The 22,859-nt window shown below is 36.7% G+C and carries 23 protein-coding genes; 9 read left to right on the top strand and 14 right to left on the bottom strand.

Translation table 11 applies throughout. The features are described from left to right. Positions 1-36 precede the first annotated feature (36 nt). Positions 37-462 carry a DUF1573 domain-containing protein gene (locus V8G61_RS06465; RefSeq protein WP_394874695.1) on the bottom strand — a complete coding sequence of 142 codons (426 nt, stop codon included), beginning with the start codon at positions 460-462 and terminating at the stop codon, positions 37-39. Between the two features lie 300 nt (positions 463-762). On the opposite strand from V8G61_RS06465, the gene V8G61_RS06470 reads away from it, so the two are divergent. Next, on the top strand, positions 763-3,396 hold the full coding sequence (locus V8G61_RS06470) for a valine--tRNA ligase (RefSeq protein WP_394874696.1): 2,634 nt from the start codon (positions 763-765) through the stop codon (positions 3,394-3,396). Positions 3,397-3,412: 16 nt separating this feature from the next. On the opposite strand, the gene V8G61_RS06475 is transcribed toward V8G61_RS06470, so the two are convergent. The 6 genes from V8G61_RS06475 to rsfS form a co-directional block, all read right to left on the bottom strand. Continuing rightward, positions 3,413-3,679, bottom strand: a complete 267-nt coding sequence (locus V8G61_RS06475) for an acyl-CoA-binding protein (protein ID WP_394874697.1) — start codon at positions 3,677-3,679, stop codon at positions 3,413-3,415. Next, complete coding sequence (locus V8G61_RS06480) at positions 3,672-4,328, bottom strand: phosphatidylserine decarboxylase family protein (protein ID WP_394874698.1); 657 nt, start codon at positions 4,326-4,328, stop codon at positions 3,672-3,674. Before V8G61_RS06480 ends, V8G61_RS06475 begins: the two co-directional genes overlap by 8 nt. After that, complete coding sequence (locus V8G61_RS06485; protein WP_394874699.1) at positions 4,318-5,139, bottom strand: phosphatidate cytidylyltransferase; 822 nt, start codon at positions 5,137-5,139, stop codon at positions 4,318-4,320. The genes V8G61_RS06480 and V8G61_RS06485 overlap by 11 nt, the downstream gene beginning before the upstream one ends. Before the next feature lies 1 nt (position 5,140). Next, positions 5,141-5,749 carry an LUD domain-containing protein gene (locus V8G61_RS06490; RefSeq protein WP_394874700.1) on the bottom strand — a complete coding sequence of 203 codons (609 nt, stop codon included), beginning with the start codon at positions 5,747-5,749 and terminating at the stop codon, positions 5,141-5,143. Positions 5,750-5,868: 119 nt separating this feature from the next. Beyond that, on the bottom strand, positions 5,869-7,878 hold the full coding sequence (gene ftsH / locus V8G61_RS06495) for an ATP-dependent zinc metalloprotease FtsH (RefSeq protein ID WP_394874701.1): 2,010 nt from the start codon (positions 7,876-7,878) through the stop codon (positions 5,869-5,871). A gap of 4 nt (positions 7,879-7,882) precedes the next feature. Then, positions 7,883-8,254, bottom strand: coding sequence for a ribosome silencing factor (gene rsfS, locus V8G61_RS06500; protein WP_394874702.1), 372 nt, complete (start codon positions 8,252-8,254; stop codon positions 7,883-7,885). Positions 8,255-8,347: 93 nt separating this feature from the next. Between rsfS and V8G61_RS06505 the strand changes: the two genes are divergently transcribed. After that, positions 8,348-9,079: a biotin--[acetyl-CoA-carboxylase] ligase gene (locus tag V8G61_RS06505; protein WP_394874703.1), complete on the top strand. Its 732-nt coding sequence runs from the start codon at positions 8,348-8,350 to the stop codon at positions 9,077-9,079. Here the strand turns inward: V8G61_RS06505 and V8G61_RS06510 are convergent. Further along, positions 9,076-9,471 carry an SRPBCC domain-containing protein gene (locus V8G61_RS06510; protein ID WP_394874704.1) on the bottom strand — a complete coding sequence of 132 codons (396 nt, stop codon included), beginning with the start codon at positions 9,469-9,471 and terminating at the stop codon, positions 9,076-9,078. The two genes, V8G61_RS06505 and V8G61_RS06510, sit on opposite strands and share 4 nt — an antisense overlap. 62 nt (positions 9,472-9,533) lie before the next feature. Then, positions 9,534-10,181 carry an orotate phosphoribosyltransferase gene (pyrE, locus tag V8G61_RS06515; protein ID WP_394874705.1) on the bottom strand — a complete coding sequence of 216 codons (648 nt, stop codon included), beginning with the start codon at positions 10,179-10,181 and terminating at the stop codon, positions 9,534-9,536. 120 nt (positions 10,182-10,301) lie between these two features. Between pyrE and V8G61_RS06520 the strand changes: the two genes are divergently transcribed. Then, positions 10,302-10,883, top strand: a complete 582-nt coding sequence (locus V8G61_RS06520) for an NUDIX hydrolase (RefSeq protein WP_394874706.1) — start codon at positions 10,302-10,304, stop codon at positions 10,881-10,883. A 5-nt stretch (positions 10,884-10,888) separates the two neighbouring features. Here V8G61_RS06520 and V8G61_RS06525 read toward each other — a convergent pair whose 3' ends face one another. Beyond that, positions 10,889-12,622, bottom strand: a complete 1,734-nt coding sequence (locus V8G61_RS06525; protein WP_394874707.1) for a M14 family metallopeptidase — start codon at positions 12,620-12,622, stop codon at positions 10,889-10,891. Between the two features lie 166 nt (positions 12,623-12,788). Between V8G61_RS06525 and V8G61_RS06530 the strand changes: the two genes are divergently transcribed. Continuing rightward, a complete protein-coding gene (locus tag V8G61_RS06530) occupies positions 12,789-14,402 on the top strand; it encodes a SulP family inorganic anion transporter (RefSeq protein ID WP_394874708.1) in 1,614 nt (537 codons plus the stop codon). Here the strand turns inward: V8G61_RS06530 and coaD are convergent, their stop codons facing one another. Both coaD and V8G61_RS06540 read right to left on the bottom strand, forming a co-directional pair. After that, positions 14,403-14,858 carry a pantetheine-phosphate adenylyltransferase gene (gene coaD, locus V8G61_RS06535; RefSeq protein ID WP_394874709.1) on the bottom strand — a complete coding sequence of 152 codons (456 nt, stop codon included), beginning with the start codon at positions 14,856-14,858 and terminating at the stop codon, positions 14,403-14,405. Between the two features lie 73 nt (positions 14,859-14,931). Next, positions 14,932-15,906 (bottom strand): D-alanine--D-alanine ligase, encoded by a 975-nt coding sequence (locus V8G61_RS06540; RefSeq protein ID WP_394874710.1) that lies wholly within the window; start codon positions 15,904-15,906, stop codon positions 14,932-14,934. Positions 15,907-16,077: 171 nt separating this feature from the next. Here V8G61_RS06540 and V8G61_RS06545 point away from each other — a divergent pair, with 171 nt between their 5' ends. The 3 genes from V8G61_RS06545 to yaaA all read left to right on the top strand — a co-directional run bounded on the left by V8G61_RS06545 (position 16,078) and on the right by yaaA (position 18,525). Further along, positions 16,078-16,632 carry a PASTA domain-containing protein gene (locus tag V8G61_RS06545; RefSeq protein WP_394874711.1) on the top strand — a complete coding sequence of 185 codons (555 nt, stop codon included), beginning with the start codon at positions 16,078-16,080 and terminating at the stop codon, positions 16,630-16,632. Between the two features lies 1 nt (position 16,633). After that, complete coding sequence (locus tag V8G61_RS06550) at positions 16,634-17,674, top strand: RluA family pseudouridine synthase (protein ID WP_394875295.1); 1,041 nt, start codon at positions 16,634-16,636, stop codon at positions 17,672-17,674. A gap of 92 nt (positions 17,675-17,766) precedes the next feature. After that, the gene (gene yaaA, locus V8G61_RS06555) at positions 17,767-18,525 is read left to right on the top strand and encodes a peroxide stress protein YaaA (protein ID WP_394874712.1); all 759 of its coding nucleotides are present in this window, start codon (positions 17,767-17,769) and stop codon (positions 18,523-18,525) included. Between the two features lies 1 nt (position 18,526). On the opposite strand, the gene V8G61_RS06560 is transcribed toward yaaA, so the two are convergent. Continuing rightward, positions 18,527-18,661 (bottom strand): 30S ribosomal protein THX, encoded by a 135-nt coding sequence (locus V8G61_RS06560; RefSeq protein WP_394874713.1) that lies wholly within the window; start codon positions 18,659-18,661, stop codon positions 18,527-18,529. A 64-nt stretch (positions 18,662-18,725) separates the two neighbouring features. Between V8G61_RS06560 and V8G61_RS06565 the strand changes: the two genes are divergently transcribed. Further along, entirely contained in the window at positions 18,726-19,379 is a 654-nt protein-coding gene (locus V8G61_RS06565; protein ID WP_394874714.1) for a uracil-DNA glycosylase family protein, read from the top strand. A gap of 10 nt (positions 19,380-19,389) precedes the next feature. On the opposite strand, the gene V8G61_RS06570 is transcribed toward V8G61_RS06565, so the two are convergent. Beyond that, positions 19,390-21,417 carry a S9 family peptidase gene (locus V8G61_RS06570; protein ID WP_394874715.1) on the bottom strand — a complete coding sequence of 676 codons (2,028 nt, stop codon included), beginning with the start codon at positions 21,415-21,417 and terminating at the stop codon, positions 19,390-19,392. A 171-nt stretch (positions 21,418-21,588) separates the two neighbouring features. On the opposite strand from V8G61_RS06570, the gene V8G61_RS06575 reads away from it, so the two are divergent. Next, positions 21,589-22,848, top strand: coding sequence for a DEAD/DEAH box helicase (locus V8G61_RS06575; RefSeq protein ID WP_394874716.1), 1,260 nt, complete (start codon positions 21,589-21,591; stop codon positions 22,846-22,848). Positions 22,849-22,859 lie beyond the last annotated feature (11 nt).

Genomic DNA, 22,859 nt, shown 5'->3' on the forward strand with positions numbered 1-22,859 from the left:
GTGTCAGGGTTTTTACAACTATAAGATTAGTGTTATTTATTGTTGAACAACACTTTTGTCTTTTTTCTGTAACATACTACTCTGGTTTGGATTTACTACATTACCTTTAATTTTTAAGGCTACTGTAGGTGTATCTGCATTAGAGATTACGGTGATTGTTTTGCGTATTGGCATCACACGGTTCGTATCGTATTTTACTTCAATTTGACCAGTTTCACCCGGTAATATGGGTTGGTCCGGTTTTTTCGGAATAGTACAACCGCAAGAAGAGGTTACCTTTGAAATGATAAGTGGGGCATTACCGGTATTGGTAAATTCAAATATACGCACCCCGTCTGCACCTTTTTCAATGGTACCATAATCGATTACATCTGTTTTAAATTCTATTTTGGCTACCTTATCTTGAGCGTTTACTGAAAAACTCAATAAACCGATAAATAAAATTGTAATTACATTTTTCATAATTGCTTGTTTTAAGTTCTATTGCGACCAGATTTTTAGGCTATTTATACTGGTAAAATGGGGTTTTATACTTTAAATCCAAAACCAAACATAGGTACATTTTCCACAAAATGCAAAAATAATAGCTGAAATGCACAAAACTTAACATTCTAATCGCTCTATTTTTATTGTAAATTTAAGTGTTTTATTTCATTTTAATGAAATCTAATTTGTTTAAAATACAACAACTCCTAAATAGTTTCATAGAAAAAGAAATATAAGTACTTTTGCACTTCATTGTTCAAAAACTATTCCAAACTGATGGAGATACCCTCAAAATATGATGCCCGAAAGGTAGAAGCAAAGTGGTACGACTACTGGATGAACCATGGTTTTTTCCATTCAACACCCGATGAACGGGAACCTTACACTATAGTAATCCCCCCACCAAATGTTACCGGTGTGCTGCACATGGGGCATATGCTCAATAATACGATTCAGGATGTTTTGATCCGTAGAGCACGTTTACAGGGTAAAAACGCCTGTTGGGTTCCCGGTACAGACCATGCATCGATTGCAACTGAAGCTAAAGTTGTCGCAAAATTAAAAGATCAGGGTATTGATAAAAATGACCTGACACGTGATGAATTTTTGAAGCATGCCTGGGACTGGACGCATGAATATGGCGGCGTAATTCTGGAGCAATTAAAAAAACTTGGATGTTCCTGTGATTGGGATCGAACAAAGTTCACCATGGATGACGAGATGTCAGAGTCTGTTATCAAAGTGTTTGTGGATTTATATGAAAAAGGATTGATTTATCGCGGTTTTCGCATGGTAAACTGGGATCCTGAAGCTAAAACAACCCTTTCTGATGAGGAAGTTATCCACGAGGAACGTCAGGGAAAATTGTATTATATTAATTATAAAGTTGCTGATTCTGATGATGTATTGACAATAGCAACAACCCGTCCTGAAACTATTTTTGGTGATACGGCCATTTGTATTAATCCTAATGATGAACGTTTTAAACATCTAAAAGGTAAAAGCGCCATAGTTCCTATTGCCAATCGTGTTATACCCATTATTGAAGATGACTATGTTGATGTTGAGTTCGGTACCGGTTGTTTAAAGGTAACGCCTGCTCATGACGAAAACGATAAGAATCTGGGTGACAAACACAATTTGGAAGTTGTTGATATCTTTAACGATGATGCCAGCCTTAACAGCTATGGTTTACAGTTTGAAGGGATGGATCGGTTTGAAGCACGAAAAGCAGTTGCTAAAACGCTTGAAGATCTTGGGGTTTTAGTAAAAACAGAAAATCACACTAATAAAGTTGGTACATCCGAACGTACCAAAGCCGTTATAGAACCTCGATTAAGTGATCAGTGGTTCTTAAAAATGGAGGATTTGGTAAAACCGGCTATTGATGCGGTTTTAAAGACAGGTGAGGTAAAATTGTTTCCAAAGAAATTTGAAAATACCTACCGCCACTGGATGGAAAACATCAGGGACTGGAACATTTCCAGACAGTTATTATGGGGTCAACAAATACCAGCCTATTACTTTGGAGATGGAAAAGAGGACTTTGTAGTTGCTGAAAGCCTTGAGAAAGCCCTTGAAAAAGCTCGAGAGGTAACAGGTAAAAGCTCACTTCAGGCCAATGATCTGGTTCAGGATACGGATGCTTTAGATACCTGGTTTTCTTCGTGGTTGTGGCCCATCAGTGTTTTTGATGGCATACGGAAACCCAATAATGAGGAGATCAACTATTATTATCCAACCAATGATTTGGTTACGGGACCGGATATTTTATTTTTCTGGGTGGCCCGAATGATTATTGCAGGGTATGAATATCGCGGTGAAAAACCGTTTAGTAATGTATATTTAACCGGCCTTGTTCGTGATACTCAGCGTAGAAAAATGAGTAAACAACTAGGGAATTCTCCCGATGCCTTAAAACTCATTGAAACGTATGGTGCAGGTGGGGTTCGTGTTGGACTCCTATTGAGTAGTGCTGCGGGTAACGACCTGATGTTCGACGAAGCCCTTTGCCAACAAGGTAAAGCTTTTGGAAATAAAATATGGAATGCCTTCCGATTAATAAAAGGCTGGGAAGTTGATTCAAGTTTACACCAACCTGAGTCCAGCAAAATTGCGATAAAGTGGTATCAGTCTAAATTTCAATCGGCGTTATTAGATATTGAAGATCATTTTAGTAAATACCGTTTGAGTGATGCCTTAATGACTATTTACAAGCTTATATTTGATGATTTTTGCGGTTGGTTCTTAGAAATGATAAAACCCGGTTATCAGGAGCCCATTGATAGCAAGACCCTAGAGGAGGCTATTGCCATTTTGGAAAATAATTTAAAAATAGTACATCCTTTTATGCCATTTCTAACAGAGGAAATCTGGCAATATATTACAAAAAGAAACCCTGAAGAGGCCTTAATAGTTTCAAAATGGCCAGAAACCAAAGCCATTAATACAGAATTAATTGAAGAATTCAATCTGGCCTCTGAAGTGATCTCAGGGATCAGAAATATTCGAAAAGAAAAGAATATTGCCTTCAAGGATGCTATTGATTTTTCTGTTATCAATAATGAAGGCGCAACTAAAACTTTTGATTCGCTTATTGCCAAATTGGGAAACCTTAATGCTATAAGCTATGTTGAAGAACCTTTGGAGGGTGCACTGACTTTTCGCGTAAAATCGAATGAATATTTCGTACCTATGGTTGGAACTATTGATATCACCGCAGAACTTGAAAAACTCCAATCTGAGCTGGACTATACCGAAGGGTTTTTGAAATCGGTTCAGAAAAAATTAGCCAATGAGCGCTTTGTGAATAATGCGCCCGAGCAAGTAGTAGCGGCTGAAAAGAAAAAGGAAGCAGATGCTCTGGCTAAGATCGAGACTCTGAAGTCGAGTTTAAAAAGTTTAAAATAGTTGCGGATTAAGCTTCTTATTCACGGTATAAAAAATAATTGTTTACAAGCTCGATATAGGTCCGTTTGGCTTCGTCAGATGAAATGTTTTCAATCTGAAATAAAGCATTAGTCTTAAAGGCATTAATAATGGCTTTTTTACTTTTTGGCTTACCTATATCATTAGTGGCTTTTTTGTAATAAGCGTAAAGTTTTAAAAGCGTATCCGCTGGAAAAGGTTCTTTATGCTCGTTTACGCGTGAAACCGCTTCTCTAAATTCTATTTCAAGTTCTTCGTTACTCATGTAATTCTGCAATTACCGTTTCGCCTCCGCGTACTTTTTGATTTAATTTGACTTTAATATCCGCTGTAAGCGGTAAAAATATATCGACTCTTGATCCAAATTTAATAAATCCTGAATCAGCACCTTGGATAGCCCCATCATTTACCTTAGCATAATTTACAATGCGTTTAGCCAAAGCCCCGGCTATCTGCCTGTACATTACTTCTCCATAGGTTTCATTAGCGACTACTACTGTTGTGCGTTCATTTTCTTCACTGGCTTTGGGATGCCAAGCCACTAAATATTTTCCCGGATGATATTTACTGTAACTTATTTTGCCGCCAATGGGGTAGCGTGTCACATGCACATTTAAGGGTGACATGAATACACTTATCTGGATACGTTTATCTTTAAAATATTCGTTTTCTAAAACTTCCTCTATAACGACCACTTTACCATCAACAGCTGATAATACATTTAAGTCGTTGGGATTGGAGTGACGCTTTGGATTTCTAAAAAATTGAAGGATCATTATTAAAAACACCAATAAAACTACCATCAAAATGGTTCTTAACCAATTTATGGATATAGCTCCATCGATGATTAAAACGCCGGCGACTACAACGATGAACGCACCAAATATGATTTTGTAACCTTCTTTATGAAACATAACGTAGAATTCTTAAAAATAAATATATAAAAGGGGCAGCAAAAATAATACTATCCAGCCTATCCATCAAACCACCGTGTCCTGGCATAATAATACCGCTATCTTTTACGCCAGCTTGCCGCTTAAATTTTGATTCAATCAAATCGCCAATTGTTCCAAAAACACTAATAATAATACTCAATATTAACCAGCTGGTAAAGTTTAGTGAACCTGTATATTTAGCAATAAAATAACTCGCTAAACTGGCAAAAAACAGTCCGCCTAAAAATCCTTCTACTGTTTTTTTAGGTGAAATTTTTTCAAACAACTTTTGTTTTCCGAAGTTTTTTCCAACTAAATAAGCAAACGAATCATTCGTCCAGATCAATAAAAATGCACCAAGCAGGATGTTTGGATTATATGCTTTATAAAAATAGGGGATTAAAATAAGAAACACAAAACCGCTAGACAGGTAAAATGTGGTTAATATAAATCGTTTCGATCCGAAGAGGGGGATCCCTTTGTCTGAAAAAAGATCTTTTATCAAAAATAATTGCACAAAAATGGAGATAACCATAATAATTTGGACGAGCTCATCGATGCCAGATGTATTATTGTAAACATTAAGCCATGATGCAAAAAAGCCATAGCCTAATATGAAAACAGCATAAGGTATAACACTTTTTAATTGAATAAGCTTTTTGAATTCAGCCAAACAAATTATTCCAAAGATAGCCATGAGGATCGAAAGGGCAATGTCGTATTTTATACATAAAAGCAATAAAATCACGTAAAGCAATCCGGAAAGTGATCTGACGAGCATTTCTTTCATCCTATAAATCTTCTAATAAAAGAAGGTATAAATTTTTGGAACTACTACCATAGCTTAAAAAGTCTTTGTCTGTGTCAGATTTAAAATGTTTGATAGTTGTTATGTTAGTAGGGATTCTTTTTTGATTTTTTGTTTTAATTCCGCGAAGGCCTTCTCCAATGGTTTCTACAATTTGACTTGTCGTGGCAAATACAATAAAATTTGCCGGTAATTCTTGCAGTTTCTTTTCAAAAATTTGTTTGGAAGAGATTAAAAGTGAACCATCGCTAGCAATTAAATTTTCACATGTTGTTAAAAAAAAGGTCGCTTCGCTGATAGTTCTCGTGGCATTTAAGTTAGAATCTTTAAATTTTGATTTCAAATTTTCATCTAATAAAAGCACCTTTTTTGGCTCCCATTGATTTTCATCAATGATATGTTGCAGATTTTCATAAATTTCATTTAGGTTGTCGCAATACAAAAACTTACCACCATTAGCTTTGAAGTTTATTGTAAAACGTTCATCTATTGGTAGTTTTATTTCCGGCATATATTTGCCCCTCTCTGATGATTTTATTTCCTTGCTTGAGTCACCAGATTTTGAACCAAAAATTTTTCTAAAAAGACTCATTTAGTATGGTGCTATTAACTCATTCCTTTAGGTCTAGTCCAAATATAAAAAATCTTAAACTAACCATGAGGTTAATTTAAGATTTTGTTAAATTAAAATTTTATGTTGAGGTGAGCGACCTATTCCTCTTCCTCAGTTGTTTTATCCTTTTCTATATTGTCGCTATTTTCCAGGGCTTCAACCGTTTCCGAGGCTTTTTTTAAAGGTTCTTCTTTTTCAAAAGCTCGTTTCCCAAAAATCTTCTCTAAATTATCTTTGAAAATTACTTCTTTCTCGAGTAATACCTCAGCGAGTTCTGTTAGTTTATCCTTATTTTCTTCTAATATTTTTATGGCACGCTGGTATTGCGTTTCGATAATATTTGAAATTTCCTTATCGATAAGTTCAGCAGTTTGCTCACTGTAAGGTTTTGTAAAACCATAATCATTCTGTCCACTGGAATCGTAATAGGTTATATTTCCGATTTTCTCACTTAATCCGTAAATCGTAACCATGGCACGGGCTTGTTTGGTTACTTTTTCTAGGTCACTTAGGGCACCAGTAGAAATCTTATTAAAAATCACCTTTTCGGCAGCACGACCACCCATAGCGGCACACATTTCGTCTAACATTTGCTCCGGACGCACAATGAGGCGTTCTTCAGGCAAATACCAGGCCGCTCCAAGAGAACGACCACGAGGTACAATGGTTACTTTTACAAGTGGCGCGGCGTGTTCCAGCATCCAGCTTATTGTTGCATGCCCTGCTTCGTGATAGGCTACCGCTTTTTTCTCACTTGGGGTAACGATTTTATTTTTCTTTTCTAAACCTCCAATAATACGGTCTACTGCATCTAAAAAGGCTTGTTTTCCAACTTCTTTATTACCATTTCTAGCAGCAATTAATGCCGCTTCATTACATACGTTTGCAATATCAGCACCTGAGAATCCGGGCGTTTGTTTTGATAAGAATTCAGTATCAAGGTCCTTACTTCTTTTTAAAGGTCTAAGATGAACTTCAAAAATTTCTTTTCGTTCTCTAACATCAGGTAGGTCAACAAAAATTTGTCGGTCAAAACGGCCGGCACGCATAAGGGCTTTATCCAAAATATCAGCTCGGTTTGTCGCAGCTATTACAATAACATTAGCATTCGTACCAAAACCATCCATCTCTGTTAAGAGTTGGTTTAGGGTGTTTTCACGTTCATCATTACTTCCTGACATCGCATTTTTACCACGAGCCCGACCTATAGCGTCTATTTCATCTATAAATATGATTGAAGGCGATTTTTCTTTGGCTTGCTTGAATAGATCTCGTACTCGAGAAGCACCAACACCAACAAACATTTCAACGAAATCAGACCCTGAAAGTGAGAAGAACGGTACCTTTGCTTCACCTGCTACAGCACGTGCTAATAGGGTTTTACCGGTTCCCGGAGGTCCTACAAGTAAAGCGCCTTTTGGAATTTTACCTCCTAAAGTGGTGTACTTTTCAGGAAATTTCAAAAAATCTACAATCTCTTGAACTTCCTCTTTAGCACCCTCTAAACCTGCCACGTCTTTAAAGGTGGTTTTTACCTCGGTATTCTGGTCAAAAAGTTTAGCCTTGGATTTTCCGATATTAAAAATTTGTCCACCTGCTCCGCCGCCTGCTCCGCCAGACATCCGTCTCATAATAAATATCCATACGGCTATTAATAGAATGAAAGGTAAAATACTCATAAGCAAATTTCCCCAATCATTCGTTTCCGTATCGTACTTTACTACCGGTTTCGTATTTAGGTTTTCTGTTATGGTATTAAGTTTATTCTCAAAGTTTTGAAGATCACCAAACTCAAATGTGTAATTTGGTAGTGGAGTCGCCGATGGTAAAAACGATTGTGGTTTTGATTTTTTATGAACCTCTTTTTCCTGAGCCTCTTTGGTGAGATAAACTTTAGCAACTCTGGTATTTTTGATGATGTCTACTTTTTGAACATCACCGTCTTCCAAATAGTTGAAAAATTCGGCTGGTGTAGTAGAGGTGGTTTCACCATAGCCGCCACCGCCAAATAATTGAAAGCCCAGAAATAGGGCGATTAAAATACCATAAATCCAATACGGATTGAATTTAGGTTTTTTGTCTTTTATATTTTTCTTTTCGTTTGCCATTTTTTTAATAACTGGTTTCTATAACTGTTGTTTTTGCATCACCCCAAAGGCTTTCTATGTCGTAATACTCTCGTACGTGTTTTTGAAATACATGCACAACAACATTTACATAATCTATGAGGACCCATTCGGCATTGTCCAAACCTTCGGTGTGCCATGGGTTATCCTTTAATTCTTTACTTACTCTTTTTTGAATTGAATTTACAATGGCGCTTACCTGCGTATTTGAAGTTCCTTCACAAATGATAAAGTAATCACAAACTGTGTTTTCGATGTCTCTTAAATCTAGTATTGTAATCTCTTTACCTTTAACATCTTCAATTCCATTAATTATAACCGCTATCAACTGGTCAGTGCTTCTATTTTCTTTCGCCATTAATTTGATTTAAATTTGTGCAAAGTTATTATTTTTTTGGTTCTTTATAGTCTAAAAAACCTTAACATTTGTAATCGTAAAAATAACAACTACATGTCATTAATCAAACTTGATGCCATCCCATCTACGAATAGCTACTTAAGATTGCTAAGTAATGAAAATCGGCTTAAGGATTATACGGTTGTTATAACGGAAAATCAGACCGCGGGCAGAGGGCAACGTGGTACTTCCTGGGTTTCAGAACCCGGCAAAAACCTTACCTTTAGTGTGTTCAAGGATGTTTCAGCAGTAAACTTAAAACAACCTTTCTTAATTAGCATAGTCACTTCGCTTGCCGTTTTACGGGCTCTAAATACCTTAGCTATTCCAAAATTAAGTATTAAATGGCCTAACGACATTTTGGCAGAGAATAAAAAAATATGTGGAATTCTAATTGAAAATGTCATTAAAAACAAACAATACAAAGCTTCAATAATCGGTATTGGTGTTAATATTAACCAAAACGGATTTGATAATTTACCCCAAGCCAGTTCTCTAAAAATTATAACTGGACGCGTTTTTAACTCTGAAGAAGTTATGAAGGCTATTTTGAAAGAATTAAAAAAATCTTTTAAACAATTAGAAAAAGGAGAGATTGAGGTCTTGAAAGACGCATATGATGATTATTTGTTCAGAAAAAATAAACCGTCTACTTTTAAAGATGCAGAGGGTCATTTTTTTTCGGGATATATTAAAAATGTTTCTGAGTCCGGAGCACTTCAAGTATTGCTGGAAGATGGAATTGTAAGGGCCTTTGACCTAAAAGAACTAACGTTAATGTATTAAATGGCCTTAGGAATACTGTTCACTAGTGTTTCAATAAATTTTGTAATTGGACCTTTAATCATCATCGCCATCATAGGGTTAAAATCACCATCAAATAGCAATTGTACCTCACTAGAGTTTTCCTCTTTTGCCGAAATATTACCTGTAAGTGTAAAATCGATTTTTCCGCCACCTGCACCCAAAACAATTTTATTTGGTGCCTCAACAGATTTCTTTTTTAAAACTATTTCCGGCATACCTTTTAAGGCAAATAAAAAGGTGTCATCTTCAAGAACTTCAAATTTGCTGATGTTATCAGGCATTAATGATTCAAAATTTTTAATGTTCGATAAAAAATCAAAAACGTCCTGAGGTGTTTTTTGAACTTCTACTTTCGGTGATTCTAAATTCATTGGTATTTTTCTTAAGATATTAATGGGGCTAAATAAGCAAAAAAATTAATTAGTTTTCCTAACTAAGATTTGCTATTCCACTTACCGGGATTACTATTCCAAACCGCCAAAGTTTTAAGTTCCTTTTCTGAAATATAACGAGTATCTAAAGCCTGGTCCAGAAGGCATTCGTAATTGCTCAAAGTATGTAGAGTTACATTGTTCTTCTTAAAATTTTCAGTCGCCACATTAAAACCGTAGGTGAAAATAGCGACCATGCCTTTTACATTAACACGGGCATCTTTTAAAGCCTTAACCGCATTCAAGCTGCTTTTCCCTGTGCTAATGAGGTCTTCAACGACTACTACATTTTGTCCCGACTCGATCTGACCTTCAATTTGATTTTGTCTTCCATGACCTTTCGCTTCCGGGCGCACGTAAATAAAGGGTAAATTTAAATACTCTGCTACCAACATACCTATGCCAATGGCACCAGTGGCTACGCCCGCAATGGCATCGGGTTTTCCATAATAATTTTCGATATGTCTGCCCATGGTTTCACGAACATAATTTCGAATGGTCGGATAGGATAAAATAATTCTATTATCGCAATAAATAGGTGATTTCCAACCGGATGCCCAAGTAAAGGGTTCGGAAGGCTGCAATTTTATAGCATTTATCTGAAGTAGAACTTCAGCCGTTTTTTTTGCGGTTTGTTTATCAATTATCATATGGCTAAAATAAACATAAATTTAATTTTTCCCCGAAATCAAGGGCTAATAAAATTATTTTTTTTCACAATTCTATTTTTCTCATAAAAAACAGTATTTTTCGTCAAAATTTAGCAAAGCATGTATCAAATTTTTGTCAACGATAAACCTATTATTCTTACTACTAAAGACAAAAAACCTAAAGGTGCTAAAAGTTATAAACTAAAAACTGTGTTGATCAATCGGGTAATCAAAAAACTTAATAAAACTGATCTTAATGCCGTTTATTTAACACACAAGAACGAATCAAAACTTCTAGATAAATTTTTAAAAAAACTACCTAATATTATCGCCGGTGGCGGAAAAGTGTACAATCAACATGGAGAGATTTTGTTTATTTTTAGAAATGATCGATGGGATTTGCCAAAAGGCAAGGCGGAACGAAAAGAATCCATTGAAGAAACAGCTATCCGGGAGGTAGAGGAGGAAACAGGAGTTAAAAATTTAAAAATTACCAAACCGCTAGATACGACATATCACATACTAAAACGAAATAATCGCTACAAAATAAAAATTACCCATTGGTTCGAAATGACCACGGATTACGATGGGAAATTGAAACCGCAAACCAAAGAGGGAATTACCAAGGTAAAATGGTTAAATAAAAAAAAGATGAAAAAAGCCTTGAAAAACTCTTATGCCAATATTAAAACCCTGATTTAAAGGCTTTACAAAATTCTATAAATTGGATATTGTAAATGCGATTTTTCATAATATTTGCTGTGTTTGTGTATCCAGTCTAATTGTGCGTGCCAACTTTTCGCAAAAGTAGAATCCTTGGATTTTAAGGTTTCGAAAGCCTCTCTCAAACTATCATTTTCAGTTAGTATTTGTGCAGCTTTATCTTCCCAAACATATGGGGAGAACCCTTCTTTTTGTTGTAAAATAGTGTCGAAGAAATTCCAATTAAAAAATGAATCTACGGCCTCGGGCTCTAAGGTTTCAAGAAGGTAACGAATACCATCTTGTTGGGATTCTGCAATAAAGTCTCCTGCTTTAAAATGTTGAATTCGCATACTTTTTTGAACTTTTGTGTTTTTGTGTAAATAATGTCCTTCATAAGGATTGTTTCCGGTTTCATAATCTGTAATGCGATATGATTCTATTTGAATGACCGTGTCCTGTTTTATGGTATGTAAATTTATCTTGTTTAGTTTTAATAATTCAATAACATTGAACCAACCCTGCGGAATAACGTAGGCTTTGGGTATAGTAATGGAAGTTGACGGTTTGAAGTAATCCTGGTATGTTACAGTTTTAGTAAATGGTTTTGATCTGTCGTATTTCAGGCGATCAAACCCTGTTACTTCACTTTTTTCCAGAGCACCTTCATAGCCTTTAAACTGAAGATTACTCGCTTTTGTTGTGTCAACTTCCCACTGTACAGGGTAAGATGAACCAACGGAATAATTTGAGGTTGATTTTTTTCTTAATACGGTGATTTGTTTTCCATCAGATTCCGTAATCTCTAACATGCTTTTCATCAGCTCATAAGTACCTTCAACCCTCTGTTTGTAGGGTTTGAGCATATGGGTTTCTACCATCATTCCAAGAGAATTGAACAAAGTGGTGTATCCTGTTGAATATCTAGGGCTGTCTAAAAATTGAGAAAATCCTTTTTCCGGAACCTCATTAAATACATTGACATAAGGTGTGATAATCCATTTTTTTGTCTCTAGTTTATCAATAAGTTGCGGCATCATTTTATTGTGTAAATAATGCCCTAGATCGCCACCTAATTTATTATGTTGGGTAAAAAGGTGGGTTAATGTATACTGATAGTCAGCACCATTACTCACGTGATTGTCAATAAAAACATCTGGTTTTACCAAGTGAAATATCTTTGCGAAACTCCGTGCATTTTTGGTATCACTTTTTATGAAATCTCGATTCAGGTCAAAATTGCGTGCATTTCCGCGAAACCCATAAGATTCCGGGCCATTCTGGTTGGTTCTTGAATAGGAATTTCTATTTAAACTTCCGCCTACATTGTATATTGGTATGGTTACCAGAACGGTTTGTTGAGGTGCTTTTAAAGTTCCTTTGGCCAGATCACGAAATAACAACATGGTTGCATCGATGCCGTCCGGTTCACCAGGATGTATACCGTTGTTGATCAATAAAATACGTTTGGTTTCTCTGATGATATCATAATTAAATTGGGTATCGGGGTTATAGATTACCAAATGCAATGGCCTCCCAGAATCTGTTTCTCCAATAGACTGGATTTTAATTTCCGGATAGGTGTCAGCTAATTGCTTGTAAAAAGCGATGGCCTCGTCATAGGTAGCTGTTTCCTTTCCTCCAGATTTTTCAAAAGACGTTTTAAATTCATTGGAGGATTTTTTATTTGATTGGCAAGATATTAAAACAGCAAAAAGAAGCGCAAGTGTGTATTTCATCTTTAAAATTTTGTAAATCTATTATTTGTTTTTCGATTTATAAAAATTTATTCCTTTTGAAGGGGGCAAAATTCAAACGTTTTAGTATCATTTTAATACAATAATTTCTGATGTCCTTGCCACAGCGCATTGAAACTGTAAATTTGCAACCTCTAAAAATCGAGTAATGACAGCATTTTTCAGAAAAAAAGCGGCCAATGCCAAAGATGATATTTTAAGTGGAATTACAGTAGCTTTAGCGCTAGTTCCGGAAGCGGTCGCATTCGCCTTTGTGGCAGGAGTAGACCCTCTTGTCGGACTGTATGCGGCTTTTATGGTTGGCTTGGTAACTTCAATTTTTGGAGGTCGTCCCGGTATGATCAGTGGTGCTACCGGCGCACTGGCTGTGGTAATGGTAAGCTTGGTAGCTGAAGGGAATGCCATGGGGGCTGAGGGTGAAAATCTTGGGCTTTATTATTTATTCGCTACGGTTATTTTAATGGGTAGTATTCAAATGTTGGCCGGTATTTTTAAACTTGGGAAATTTGTAAGACTGATTCCGCACCCTGTGATGATGGGTTTCGTTAATGGTCTTGCTATAGTGATATTTTTATCTCAACTAAATATGTTCAAAGATGCTTCCGGCGATTGGTTTACAGGGCCGCGTTTAGTTACCATGTTAGGTTTGGTGTTGCTCACTATGGGGATTATGTTCTTCCTTCCCAAACTCACAAAGAAACTTCCTGAAGCTTTAATAGCTATTGGAGCAGTTTCCGCTATTGTGATTCTCGGTAACCTCGATGTGGCTACCGTAGGAAGTTTTATTCGTGATGGTGGTGGTACTGGGTTGGAAGGAGGCTTGCCTACCTTTCAATGGGATATATTTTCAAAAGTGCCTTTTACTTGGAAAACTTTAGAATTCATCGGGCCTTACGCTATTATTTTAGCAGCAGTAGGATTAATTGAATCCTTAATGACCTTAAACCTTGTTGATGAATTGACCGAAACACGCGGAAATGCGAACCGGGAGTGTATGGCGCAAGGTGGTGCTAATATTCTAACCGGCTTTTTTGGTGGTATGGGTGGCTGTGCCATGATCGGGCAATCACTGATCAATATCAAATCGGGTGGCCGTAAACGTTTATCCGGTATCGTTGCAGCTTCCTTGTTACTTGTTTTTATTTTGTTCGCTGCGGGTCTTATAGAACAGGTTCCGATTGCCGCATTGGTAGGCGTAATGTTTATGGTGGTTATTGGAACGTTTGCCTGGAGTAGTTTTAGAATATTAAATAAAATCCCGTTAAGTGATGTGATCGTATTAGTAGCGGTTTCGGCGCTAACTGTGGTATTCGATTTGGCCATTGCTGTCATTGCGGGAGTCATTATTAGCGCCCTGGTATTTTCTTGGGAGAATGCTAAACGTATTCGCGCCAGAAAACGCATGAAAGATGATGGCACGAAAATTTATGAAATTTGGGGACCCTTATTTTTTGGATCGATCATAGCATTCAATGAAAAATTTGACGTAAAGAATGATCCGGAACAGGTGGAAATCGATTTTGTAGAATCCCGCGTTTCCGATCATTCTGCAATTGAAGCTATTTATAATTTGGTTTTGAAATATGAAGAGGCCGGGAAAAAGATCAAACTTAAACACCTAAGTGAAGATTGTAAAGTATTACTTTACAAATCAAGTCCGAAGTTTAAAGAGGTTATTGTAGAAGCTATTGACGATCCTCGCTATCATTTAGCTGAAGACCCTGAGCGGTTCACCAAAGGTCTGGCAGAGTACAATCTTTAGTTATTTTACTCGTACAGTATCAGGGACCAATTTAGTATAGTCACCATGGTTTCTAATCACATCACGCACAATAGAAGATGCGATGAATGAGGTTTTTGATGAGGTGAGTAAAAACACCGTCTCTATTTCAGATAAACAACGATTAGTATGAGCGATAGCTTTTTCAAACTCAAAATCGGCAGGGTTTCGTAAACCACGCAATATAAACTCAACACCAAGTTCCTGACAAAAATCAACTGTTAAACCTTCATAGGTCATGACTTTTACCTTGGGTTCATCCGCAAAGGTTTCTTCAATAAACCCCTTACGGTCCTCAAGTGAAAACATGTATTTCTTTTCTGCGTTGACACCAATAGCAACAATAATTTCATCGAAAAGCGTCACACCGCGAGAAATGATGTCGCAATGCCCTAAGGTGAGGGGATCAAAAGATCCTGGAAATAAAGCTCGTTTCATATAAGATATATTGAGTTCGTTGCTGTCAATCAAAGATACTAATATTTACTGAAGAAAAGTTTTATGTATAGTCTTAGGCCAAGGCCTCATTAATGGCATTTTCAAATAAATCGCTTAAACTAATCCCGGCGGCGGCGGCCTGTTGGGGTAAAATACTTTCTCGCGTTAAACCCGGCACTGTGTTGATCTCTAACAAATGGGGTTCATCATTCTTAAAAATAAATTCACTACGGCTAAACCCTGAAAGTTTTAAGGTCGTGTAAATTTTCTTAGCAACCTCGCGAACTTTCATCTCATAATCTTCTGAAATTCTTGCTGGGGTTATTTCCTGTGATTTGCCCAGATATTTAGCTTCATAATCGAAAAACTCATTTTCTGAAACAATTTCCGTGATGGGTAAAACTGTGATTTCTCCTTTATAAGATATGACCCCAACAGAAACTTCAGTTCCCTCTAAAAACGATTCAATGATTATTTCATCATCCTCTTTAAATGCCATATTGATCGCTTCTTGTAATTTACTCTGGTTGTGAACCTTAGTAATGCCAAAACTGCTTCCAGCCTTATTAGCCTTAACAAAACAAGGTAATCCTACTGTTTTAACAATGGCTTCTTCATCAATAGGATCTCCGAAATTTAAATAGTAGGAGGTTGCCATTTTTATACCATAAGGTTTTAAAACACTCAAGCAATCCCTTTTATTAAAGGTTAAAGCGGCTTGATACATGCCACAACTTGTTTGAGGAATTTGAAGTAAATTGAAATAGGCCTGCATAAATCCGTCCTCTCCGGGAGCGCCATGAATTGCATTGAATACACAATCAAAAGTGATTTTAGATCCCTTTAATGTAATTGAAAAATCGTTTTTATCTACTGGAAATTCAGCGTTATTTTGATCGACATAAACCCATTTTTCCTTAAAAATATGAATGCGGTAACAATCATAATTTATGGCGGTTAAGGTATCAAAAACCACTTGCCCACTTTTCAAAGATATTTGATATTCGCTGGAATATCCACCCATAATAATGGCTATTGTTTTTTTCATTTAGGTCCTCGTGTTAATCTCTAGAATAGAGGGCATTTAAATTATTAAGTAAATTAGTCTAAAACCTAGCAATAAAACGTATCTATTGTTAGTTAAGCTAAAATATCATATAAATTGGAAAAGAAAAAACACTTGGGTTTTTATATATTTGCTAAATATAAAATTCTTCACATGCGCATCCTCAAATTCTTAAAAAGTAAACTTTTTTTAAAACAGGTTTTATTGGCAGGAGTTGCTGTTCTGGTTTTAAGTTTTATTTTATTGAAATGGTTAAGTGTTTACACCAACCATGGTGAATTTGAGACCGTGCCTGACCTCACTGGGAAATCCCTTAATGTGGCTCAAATGACCTTGAAAGAAAACCACTTAAATATGCAGGTTCAGGATTCTGCTAATTACAATCCGGATTATCCCAAGTTTTCCGTTATTGAGCAAGAACCACCGGCCGGGTCTAAAGTAAAGGATAATCGAAAAATCTATCTCACAATAAATCCTTCCGGTTACCGTAAGATTCGCGTACCCGATTTAACTGAAAAAACATTAAGACAAGCGCAACCTACATTAGAAGCACTTGGTTTTAAAGTGGGTAGACTCATTTATAAAGATAACATTGCTAGAGATATGGTGTTGCAAATGATGCATGATGGCAAGACCATTGAAGAAGGGGATAAATTACCAAAAACTGCCGTTATTGATTTGGTTTTAGGAAATGGAAACCAACCCTAATATGGAGGATTATACACCACAATTTTCTGATGATGATGAAGACCTTTACGAACATTATGCTTTTGATGTAGAAAAGGGTCAGAAACCATTGCGGATCGACAAATATTTAATGAATTTTGTTGAAAATGCTACGCGGAATAAAATTCAAACGGCTGCCAAAGAGGGGAGTGTATTTGTAAATGGCATACCGGTTAAGCCCAACTACAAAGTAAAACCCTATGATAAAATTAGGGTGTTGTTCAAACATCCGCCACACGGAAACCTTTTGGTAGGTGAACCTATTGATTTGGATATTGTTTATGAAGATAATGCTTTGCTAGTGGTGAATAAACCGGCTGGTATGGTTGTGCATCCGGGACATGGAAATTATTCAGGAACTTTGATCAATGGCTTGATTTACCGTTTTGAAAACCTGCCTAACAATTCCAGTGAGCGACCAGGACTCGTGCATCGTATTGATAAAGATACCAGCGGTCTTTTGGTAGTGGCTAAAACAGAACACGCTATGGCTTATTTGTCAATGCAATTTGCTGAAAAAACCAGTGAACGTGAGTATGTCGCTTTGGTATGGGGTAATATTGAACAAGAGGAGGGGACCATTGAAGGCGCAATTGGAAGGCATCCTAAAAACAGATTACAGAACACCGTTTATTTAGGAGACGATGCAGACAAAGGTAAACCGGCTGTGACTCACTATAAAGTTTTGGAACGATTTGGTTATGTAACCTTGGTATCCTGTATTTTGGAAACCGGACGAACCCATCAGATCCGCGTCCATATGAAGCATATTGGTCATACTCTATTTAATGACGAGCGCTATGGTGGTGATAAAATTCTAAAAGGTACCACGTTTACCAAATACAAACAGTTCGTTGAGAACTGTTTTAAGGTATTACCACGCCAGGCTTTACATGCTAAAACCTTGGGATTTGAACATCCTGTTTCTGGAAAATTTATGCGTTTTGAAACACCTTTACCGGAAGATTTGGAAGCCTGCATAGAAAAATGGCGTAACTACGCTAAACATCAGGAAATAGAATAAATTACATTTATAATTGTATTATAAATTATTCTCATGCTCTGTTTTTATAATGGGTCATGTATTGTATTTTTGTTTTAGAAAAAGACATTGTTATGAAATTAGTTTTATCACCAGCTAAATCTTTAGATTACGAAAGTGAATTACCTACCAATCAATTCACAGAACCGCAATTTTTAGAACAATCTGAACGCTTGAATAAAATTCTTAAAAAGAAATCAGCTAAAGGATTATCCAAACTGATGAATATTTCTGATGCTCTTGGACAATTGAACTATGAACGTAATCAGGAATGGGAATTACCATTTACCCAAGCTAATTCGCGTCCTGCAGTCTATGCCTTTAACGGCGATGTGTACAAGGGGTTAGATGCTTACACCATCCCAGGGGATAAAATAAACACTTTAAATAATACGGTTCGGATCTTGTCCGGTTTGTATGGTGTGCTAAGACCTAGCGATTTAATCCAACCTTACCGCTTGGAAATGGGTACTAAAATGGCTATTGGTACCAAGAAAAATTTATACGAGTTTTGGAAAAAGGATATTACAAAAGCCCTGAATGAAGAATTGGAAAATGATGAGGTATTTTTGAATCTCGCTAGTAATGAATATTTCAAGGCCATAGATAAAAAAGCGCTCAAAGTACCTGTCGTGGATATTACGTTTAAAGATTTTAAGAACGGAAAATATAAAATTATATCCTTTTTCGCTAAAGAAGCTCGTGGCTTAATGGCGCGATATGTTGTAGATCATGATGCTAAAACCGTGGACGATCTTAAAGGATTTAATTATGGTGGGTATAGCTACAGTGAAGACTTGTCGAAGCCAAACGATCTAGTGTTTATCAGGTGATTTATTTCACTTTAGCTTTATCGTTAATGTTGATTTTGCTTTCTGCAGAACGTTTCTTTTTTATACGCGGACGACGTACACCAAAGGTCCCTCTGTAAATTTTACCACGTTTTGTTTTTTTATCTCCTTTTCCCATAATTATTTAATTAATTTGTTGCACTAGAATATAGCGAATTTCCACCTAAATATCAAGCTTTATCGTGTTTCATCATAAACATCCTTACGAACCATTCATTCAGGAAACTACCGAAAAACTTATCGTGGGTACTTTACCGCCGCCTCGATTTTCAACGGGAGATCTTTTAGAGCAGGATGTCGATTTTTGTTATGGCAGTTACTACAATTCATTATGGCTTTACATTGATAAAATTCACAACTTAAATTTTCGTTACGATAATTCGGAGGAGGCGGTGGCACAGCGGAAGGCATTTCTTATTAAGTATAAAATAGGGGTTTGCGATATGGTAGGTTCATGTGAACGAAAAAAAATTGATGCTTCTGATCTGGGAATAGAAAACGTGGAGCTTCGAGATCTCATAGGTTATTTAAAAGCCTATCCGAAAGTGCATACATTACTGTTTACTGGCGGAAATAGTAAAAACGGACCGGAATATTTTTTCAGGAAGCATCTCAAGGACTATCAATTAAAACTACACCTCATTTCGAACGAGATCCCCAGGATTCATCAATTTGAATTATCAGGAAGGATAATCAAAACGGTATCGCTAACTTCAGCATCGGGTTCCGCTAATCGCACTATAGGAAGTATGCCGCTATACAAACATTTAAAAGCAAAAAACCCTGAATTCAATACGTTTGATTTCAGGGTTATGCAATACAGAGAATTTTTCTAATTATAATTATTTATCGTGTTCGGTATTTTTCGAACCATGATAATATACTCGCCATTTTTGCCACCAGATTACTTGGTTTTGAAGCAATGCCATGAGAGGCTCCAGGAATACGAACCATAGCCGTTTCTACATTTTGTAATTTCAATGCACCATAAAATTGTTCCGATTCCGGAATTGGTGTTCTAAAATCATTTTCGCCGGTTAACAACATGGTTGGCGTGCTTATATTTTCTACATAACTCAGGGGAGAACGCTTCAGGTAACTTTCAGGATCTTCCCAGGGTTTCTTCGCAAACCAATATTTTGAGTAGGACGCAATATTATCAGCATACAATACAAAACTGGTCCAGTTTATAACAGGTTTTGCTACTACAGCAGCTCTAAAACGATTAGTTTTTCCTATGATCCAGGCTGTTAGAACACCGCCGCCACTGCCACCGGTAACAAACAAATTATCTTCATCTATAAAACCTTTTTTAAGAACGGTATCTACTCCAGACATTAAATCTTCATAATCATGATTTGGATAATCATGATGTATTTCGTTAGCAAATGCATTTCCATAACTCGTGCTTCCTCTGGGGTTACAGTAAAGTACGACATAACCCGCTGCAGCAAATTCTTGTATTTCAGATGAAAACTCGAATCCGTAACTTAGAAAAGGTCCTCCGTGAATCTCTAGAATCAAAGGGTATTTTTTTGATGGATCGAAATCGGGAGGAGTCACTAGCCACCCCTGTATTTTTAGATTATCATATGAGGATTCCCACCATAATTCCTCAACATTCCCGATATTCCTGAAAGCAAATAAATCAGCATTCAGATCGGTTAAGCGTTTGGTGTTCTTTAAATCGGTAACACCAAGATCAGACGGATGTTCTGTACCACCCAGGGTGTAAGCAAAATGATCGTTGTTTGACACTGAGAACGCACCAGAATTATAAGGCCGTCCAAATGACAGGCCACCTACATCTTCTGTAATATCTTTTACTTTACCATTCAGATTTATTGCGGCTAGTTTTGTTTTTCCTTTTTCTTTATATAGAAAAAAGAGTTCTTTGCCGCTCGACCTCCAGCTGATATTTTCAACACTTCTATCAAAGTTTTTTGAGATCAACGTACTGTTACTTCCGTCAGTATTCATGACGTACAAGCTGGATTGCTGATACCCTAACAATTGATCGTCATAACCCAAATAGGCAATTTTTTTTCCATCAGGAGAGACAGTTGGATTATTATCTGGTCCATAGCGATTCGTTAGCGCTTTTATACTACCATTCACTAATGAAAAACTGTATATTTCTGAATCTTGGGGTTCAAGATCTTCGGCTTTATGTGTATTAGCTGTAAAGTATAAATGGGTATTGTTGGCAGACCAAACAGGACTGGTATGGTCGTAGGATTCAAAGGTGAGCTGTTTTGGTGTTCCTCCTTGAATTGGCAAAGTAAATAATTGTTTGTGTCCAGGCTTCAGGTAGCCTTCACCATCACTGCGATATTTGATGTCATCAATATAAATAGGTGGATTTTGCCATTTCGCATCCTTAGGTTTTTCAGGCATGTTTATAATCAATGGATCTTTTTCGGGAACAAACATGTCAAATGCTAATGTTTGGTCATTATAAGACCAACTAATATTATTAGGTACATGTTCTCCATGGGTTAGCGCGGTTTCAGCTTTACTGTCTAACCAATATAAATACACCTTGGTCTTTTCATCTGCTTTATTCGATTTATAGATGATCTTTTTACCATCATGGGACCATCTTGGAGAATTGTCATTTTGGTTTCCAGTTGTTAAAGGCCGATTTTCAGTACCATCAAAATTGATAATCCATAGGTTGGATAAATTTTTATCAGTCATGATATCCTTAAAATTCCTCACGTAAATTATTCGGGTACCATCAGGTGAGATCTGCGGATCTGAGACATATTCCATGTCGAAGATGTCCAATAATTTTAAACTTGTTTTTTTCTGACCGAAACTGTTGGTCGAAAATAAATAAAGGCATAGCAGGGCCAAGAATAAATGTTTCATAGATTTTTTTTTAGTGGAAAACGAATTTCGTGTTTTTTTCGCTTAAAATGAAGTATTTCAATTAAAATGATAAATTAACCATACCTTTGCGCTTTAATTTGAAGGAGATAGAAATTGTATTGTAGTTTATTATCTCAAATGTCTTTAATAGACCTTCCATAAACACAATATATGTCATTTCAATCTTTAGGCTTATCCGAAGCCTTGCTACAAGCCGTTAGCGAAAAAGGATACACAATCCCATCTCCCATACAACAAAAAGCCATTCCACCTATTTTAGAAGGAAAAGATGTTTTAGCATCGGCTCAAACCGGAACGGGAAAAACAGCAGGTTTTACGTTGCCATTATTACATGTACTTTCAGAGAATCCGAAAGGCAAGTTCAGACCCATAAGGGCTTTAATTTTAACTCCAACAAGAGAACTTGCTGCGCAGGTTTTTAGTAACGTTAAAGAATACGGAGCTTTTTTAAATTTGAGAGCCGCCGTTATTTTTGGTGGCGTAAATCAAAAACCGCAGGCAGCAGCTATCCGACAAGGGGTTGATGTGCTTGTAGCTACACCTGGTCGCTTGTTAGACCTTGTTAACCAAAATATCATTTCCTTAAAACGGGTTGAAATTTTTGTTCTGGATGAAGCAGACAGAATGCTGGATATGGGTTTTTTAAGAGATATTGAACGCGTTATGAAGCTTATGCCGGAAAAACGTCAAAATTTGATGTTCTCAGCTACTTTTTCAAAGGATATAAGAAAACTTGCTCAGGGTATTTTAAAACATCCTGTTCAGGTTGAGGCCACTCCGGAAAACACAACCGTCGACATAATAAATCAAAAAGTCTATCGTGTCGCGAAAGCCTCGAAAACCGATTTAATTATTAAACTGATTTCTGATGGCGACTGGAAGCAAGTTCTGGTTTTTACCCGGACAAAACATGGTGCCAACAAATTATGTCAAAAAATGGACAAAGCAGGTATTTCCGCAGCAGCTATTCATGGAAATAAAAGTCAGGGTGCTCGAACTAAAGCATTGGCTGGATTTAAACAATCGAAGGTACGCGTTTTAGTGGCTACGGATATTGCAGCCCGTGGTTTGGACATTCCGTTATTACCGCATGTTATTAATTTTGAGTTACCTAATGTCCCTGAAGATTATGTGCACCGTATTGGAAGAACAGGTCGGGCAGGAGCTTCAGGTGAAGCATTATCACTGGTAAGTGCCGATGAAACCACCTTTTTAAATGACATTGAAAAATTAATAGAGATGACTATTCCCGTAACTATTGTTGAAGGCTTTGAGCCGGATCCAAATGCATCAACAGCCCCAATAAAGCAGGGTGGGGGTAATCGTTCTCGGAATAGCGGGAATAAACGATCCGGAAATTCAAGAAAACCGAGTAACAAATCTTTTCACAGACGTTCCAAACGCAATTAGTGACGAATTTT

The sequence above is a fragment of the Gaetbulibacter sp. M240 genome (assembly GCF_043876815.1).
Lineage (GTDB): Bacteria > Bacteroidota > Bacteroidia > Flavobacteriales > Flavobacteriaceae > Gaetbulibacter_A.